The following is a 5052-nucleotide window of genomic DNA, read 5'->3' as shown; positions in this document are numbered from 1 at the left end:
GTCCGGCTTCGTTCCGGAGGGCTCCGTAGAGGGCCTCGTCCCCGAGGGCTCCGTTGAGGGCCTCATCCCTGAGGGCTCCCTCGAGGGCATCAGCGAAGAGGCGCCGGCTGAGGACGATGCCGAGGCCGAGGCCCAGGACGTCGCGCAGTACCAGGGCGAAGAGGGCGAAGAGGGCTCCGGCTCTGCCGAGAGCGCACTCGCTGCCGGGTCCGCTGCCGGACTCGAGGCCGGTCTGACGGCCGCATCGAGCGAAGGCCCGGACACCGCCTCGGCCACCGCGTCGCAGGCCGGTTCGGAAGCCGGGCTCCAGGCAGGCTCCGAGAACAGCCCGCTGTCCGGCTCGGGCGAGGGCTCGGCCGATCAGGGCTCCGCAGACGAGGGCTCGGGCGACGACTCCGGTTCGCTCGACACCTCCTCGCTCAGCGGTGGCGCGGAGGAGTAATTCCCTCCACCCCGCGAGATCGCGGGCGGTTCATTTCGCGAAGAAAACCGCCTGGCCAGTGCACCCGCACCGGAACTCGTTCCGGCGCCGCACCCGGCCAGGCGGTTTTCGCGTGTCTACAGCATGCATCTGCCGCCGCGGCTCAAGGACCATCGCCAATGACGGCGGAGATCCGGAAATTACGGGCCCGGAACGTACCCGCGCTCCTTGTCGACGGCCGGGCCCGGCTCGGCGCCGGAGACATAGTCCCGTAGCTTGTCGAGGAACTGAGTTGCCAACGTGTCGCGCCAGCCGATGACATCGCCGGACAGGTGCGCGCTGATGTGCGCGCCGGGAAGCTCCCATAGCGGATCGCCGGCCGGTAGGGGCTCCTCGACGAGTACGTCGAGATGCGCGGTGATCCTGCCGGATGCGATCTCCGACGTCAGAGCCGGTTGGTCGATGAGCGGACCGCGGCCCACATTGACGACATGCGCGCCGTCCGGCAACGCGGCGAGCTCGGCGGCGCCGAGCATTCCGTGCGTGGCCTCGGTGAGCGGAGCGACCATGACGAGGTGGTCGACGTCGCCGAGGTGATCGGCGAGCTGTCCGGAGTCGACAACCTCGCCGAAATCGGAATCGGAGCTGCGCACGGTGCGCCCGGCGCCGCGTACCTCGATCCCGACGGCGCGGAGCTTGCGCGCGATCGCGCGGCCGATGGCGCCCGTTCCGACCACGAGCGCGCGGCGCCCGGCCACCCTCCGCGTCTCGCGGTGGCGCCACTGGCCCGCGCGCTGAAAGGCCTCTGTCTCGTGGAGCTGCTTGTCGTTGGCGAGCACGCACGCGAGGACGTACTCGGCGATGGGCTCGTCGAAGGTTCCGCGCGCGTTGGTGAGCAGCACATCGGACTCGCGCAGCCCGTCGAACAGGATCTTGTCCACGCCCGCGGCGGCGACGTGCACCCAGCGCAGCGCATCCGCCGCATCCCACGCGGCGGCGAGCGCGCCGGAGAAGATATCCCACACGAACAGCACGTCGGCGCCGGGCAGCGCGCCCGCGAGCGTTTCGGCGGTGGCCTCGCGCACCTCGGCGATCTCGGCGATCTGCCCGATATTATTCGGCGGCGCCACCCCGTCCGCGGACAACATGACGACGACGGGCCTGCCCTGGGAACTGCTCGCATTCTCGCTCATGACCCCACCGTATAGGCCGCCCACGGAAGACGAAAGAGAATTCGTAAGATTGTCTACAATCCTACCGTTGACAATTCGCATTACGGCCCGCACACTTTCCGTTATGAGCAACGCATCGCTTTCGCCACTCCTCAAGCAGGCCACCCCCGTCGTCGTCGACCACGCCTCCGGATCGTGGATCCACGGCACCGACGGACGCGACTACCTCGACTTCACCACGGGCATCGGTGTCACCAGCACCGGTCACTGCCACCCCGACGTCGTCGCCGCCGCCCGCGAGCAGTGCGGGAAAATCATCCACGCCCAGTACACGACGGTCATGCACCAGCCGCTACTGCAGCTCACCGAGAAGCTCGGCGAGTTCCTTCCCGAAGGGCTCGACTCGGTGTTCTACGCGAACTCCGGTTCCGAGGCTGTCGAGTCCGCAGTGCGCCTCGCCCGGATGGCCACGGGCCGGCCGTACATCGTCACCGTCCAGGGAGGGTTCCACGGCCGCACCGTCGCCGCCGCGTCGTTGACGACCGCCGGAACGAAGTTCTCCGCAGGCTTCGGCCCGCTGATGTCCGGCGTGGCCACGACGTCATTCCCCCACGCCCTTCGCCTCGGTATGACGGAGGACGAGGCGGTGGACTACGCCCTCAAGGAATTCGACTTCCTCCTCGCCACGCGCGTCGCGCCGAACGAGCTTGCCGCGGTCCTCGTCGAGCCGTTCCTCGGCGACGGCGGTTACATGGCCGTGCCGCAGCGCTACCTCGCCGGTCTGCGCGAGCGCACCGAGCGACACGGCGCGCTTCTCGTGCTCGACGAGGTGCAGGCCGGCTGCGGACGCACCGGCAAGTTCTGGGGCCACCAGCACACCGAGGGCCTCGCCCCGGACGTGCTCATCACCGCGAAGGGCATCGCCTCGGGCTTCCCGATCTCCGCGATGGCCGCCTCCCGCGATCTCATGAGCAAGGCCTGGCCGGGCTCGCAGGGCGGCACGTACGGCGGCAACGCGGTCGCCGCTGCTGCCGGCGTCGCGACCCTCGGGGTCATCGAGCGCGAAGGCCTCGTGGAGAACTCCCGCGTGCGCGGCGAAGAGCTCCTCGCAGGCCTGCGCTCGGAGCTGTCCGGCGTCAGCGAGATCTGCGACATCCGCGGGACCGGGCTCATGCTCGGCATCGAGTTCGGCAACCCGACCGCGAACGCCGGAACCGAGGAAGCTGCCGAGGCAGCGCGCCTCGCCGGCGCCGTCCAGCAGGCGTGCATCGACGAGGACCTCCTCACCCTCACGTGCGGTCCCACGGGCAACGTCGTGCGCATCATCCCCCCATTGGTCGTGACGTCGGAGGAGGTCAAGACCGGGACCGAGCGGTTCGCCCGCGCCGTTCGCACGGTGGTGGGAGCCTAGTCATATGACCAACTCGTCGCCCGCCGAGCCCGCACCGCCCTCCGCGGAGCCGGCGCGGCCCGCGGCCTCGGTGGAGGAGCTCATAACGGCGCTGCGCGAGTCGGGGCTCGCCCCGGAGTCCTCGGCGCGGCGCGTCGCCGAGTACACCTTCGACGCCTCGAACTACCGCGTCGTGCCGATGGCCGTGCTCTTCCCGCGCACCGAGGACGAGGTCGCCGCTGCTCTCACGGTGTGCCACCGGCTCGGCGTCCCGGCGATAGCCCGCGGCGGCGGCACCTCGATGGCCGGCAACGCGATCGGCACCGGCCTCATCCTCGACTTCTCGCGCCACATGAATCGCGTCCTGTCCGTGGACGAGGCCGCCGGCACCGCCACCGCGGAGACCGGCGCCGTGCTCACCCACATCCGCGCCGCAGTCCACGAGGCGACCGCCTCGCGCCTCACGTTCGCGCCCGACCCGTCGAGCCAGTCCCGGGCCTGCCTCGGCGGCGCCATCGGCAACGACGCCTGCGGCAACCACTCGGTGCGCCACGGCCGTACCGCCGATCACGTCGTCGAGCTGCGCCTGGTCACCTCCGACGGGCTGCGTCTCACCGCAACGCGCTCGGGCGTCTGCGCCACCGACCCCGACGACGGGCCGGCCCGCGCCCGCGCCGAACATCTCGAGCGGGAACTGCGCGAGCTCGCTTCCGACCACCTCGCCGCGATCCGCGTCGAGCTCGGCCGCATCCCGCGCCAGGTGTCCGGCTACCACCTACGCCACCTTCTGCCCGAGGAAGGCTTCGACGTCGCGCGTGCCCTCGTCGGTAGCGAGGGGACCTGCGCCGTCATCACCTCGGCGACCGTGACGATAGTCCCCAGGTCCCAGCGCACCTCGCTCATCGTCGCCGGATACGCCGACATCGTCGACGCCGCGAGCGACGTGCCGCTGCTGCTGCGGCACCGCCCCACCGCGATCGAGGGGATCGACGAAATCATCGTCCAGACGATGCGCGCGCGCCGCGGCGCCGACTCCGTCGCCGACCTCCCCGACGGCCACGCCTGGCTGTTCATCGAGGTAGAAGAACCACCCGCGCCCGAAACCGGCGCCGATGACGTCGGAGATCACTTCCCCAACGCCGATCTACTTTCCGCGGAGCTCAGGTCCACCGGCCACGTGCGCGACCTGCGCCGCGTCGACGATCCCGGCGAGCGCGCGGACCTGTGGCGCGTCCGGGAGGACGGCGCCGGACTCAGCTCCAACCTCACCGATCCGGACACCGGCTCCACGTTTTCCACGTGGCCGGGATGGGAGGACTCGGCGGTGCGGCCGGAGCTCCTCGCCGGGTACCTCGCCGAATTCCGCGAACTCCTGGACAGGCATGGTCTGACCGGCGTCATGTACGGGCATTTCGGTGCGGGATGTATGCACATCCGCATCAACTTCGACCTGCGCTCCGATGCCGGGCGCGGCGTGTTCCGCGCCTTCTGCACGGACGCCGCGCATCTGGCGGTCAAGTACGAGGGCTCGCTTTCCGGCGAGCATGGCGACGGGCGGGCGCGCTCGGAGTTGCTGCCGATCATGTATTCGACGGAGATGCTGGGCGCGTTCGAGCGGTTCGTCCGGGTGTGGGATCCGGCCGGTCTTCTCGCGCCCGGAGGGCTACGCGAGACGCGGCCCATGGACGCGGACCTCGCGCTGGCCGGCATTCCGCACCGCGACCTCGGCCTGCTCACGTCGGGCGATGGGCAGCACCCGGTACAGGCGTGCATCGGTGTCGGCCGCTGCCGGACGAGCTCGGGCGGGGTGATGTGCCCGTCCTTCCGCGCCACGGGAGACGAGAAGGATTCCACCCGCGGGCGCGCCCGCGTACTGCAGGAATTCGTGCGCGGCGAGCGGATCGAGGCCGACTGGTCCTCCACCGAGGTCGCCGAGTCGCTCGAGCTGTGCCTGTCGTGCAAGGCGTGTTCCTCGGACTGTCCGACCGGAGTGGACATGGCGACGTTCAAGTCCGCGTTTCTCTCACACCACTACGCCCGGCGTTTGCGTCCGCTCGCGCACTATTCGC

At 70.3% G+C, this 5052-nt stretch carries 3 protein-coding genes and 1 pseudogene; 3 read left to right on the top strand and 1 reads right to left on the bottom strand.

Annotation, left to right across the window (positions count from 1 at the left end):
* A pseudogene (locus tag K8V11_RS01050) lies at positions 1-442 on the top strand (hypothetical protein); the annotation flags it as partial.
* Between the two features lie 179 nt (positions 443-621).
* On the opposite strand, the gene K8V11_RS01045 reads toward K8V11_RS01050, so the two are convergent.
* Entirely contained in the window at positions 622-1614 is a 993-nt protein-coding gene (locus tag K8V11_RS01045; protein ID WP_303910355.1) for a D-2-hydroxyacid dehydrogenase, read from the bottom strand.
* A gap of 103 nt (positions 1615-1717) precedes the next feature.
* On the opposite strand from K8V11_RS01045, the gene K8V11_RS01040 reads away from it, so the two are divergent.
* A complete protein-coding gene (locus K8V11_RS01040; protein ID WP_303910354.1) occupies positions 1718-3004 on the top strand; it encodes an aspartate aminotransferase family protein in 1287 nt (428 codons plus the stop codon).
* 4 nt (positions 3005-3008) lie between these two features.
* A partial coding sequence (locus K8V11_RS01035; protein WP_303910353.1) for an FAD-binding and (Fe-S)-binding domain-containing protein occupies positions 3009-5052 on the top strand: 2044 nt, incomplete at its 3' end.

The sequence above is a fragment of the Dietzia timorensis genome, from assembly GCF_020742175.1.
Taxonomy (GTDB): Bacteria; Actinomycetota; Actinomycetes; order Mycobacteriales; family Mycobacteriaceae; genus Dietzia; species Dietzia timorensis_A.
Note: the sequence above shows the minus strand (reverse complement) of the source record. Positions and strands in the feature narration are given on the sequence as shown.

Coding starts and splice junctions, on each gene's coding strand:
- K8V11_RS01045 (WP_303910355.1), bottom strand. CDS start 1,614: ATGAGCGAGAATGCGAGCAGTTCCCAGGGCAGGCCCGTCGTCGTCATG.
- K8V11_RS01040 (WP_303910354.1), top strand. CDS start 1,718: ATGAGCAACGCATCGCTTTCGCCACTCCTCAAGCAGGCCACCCCCGTC.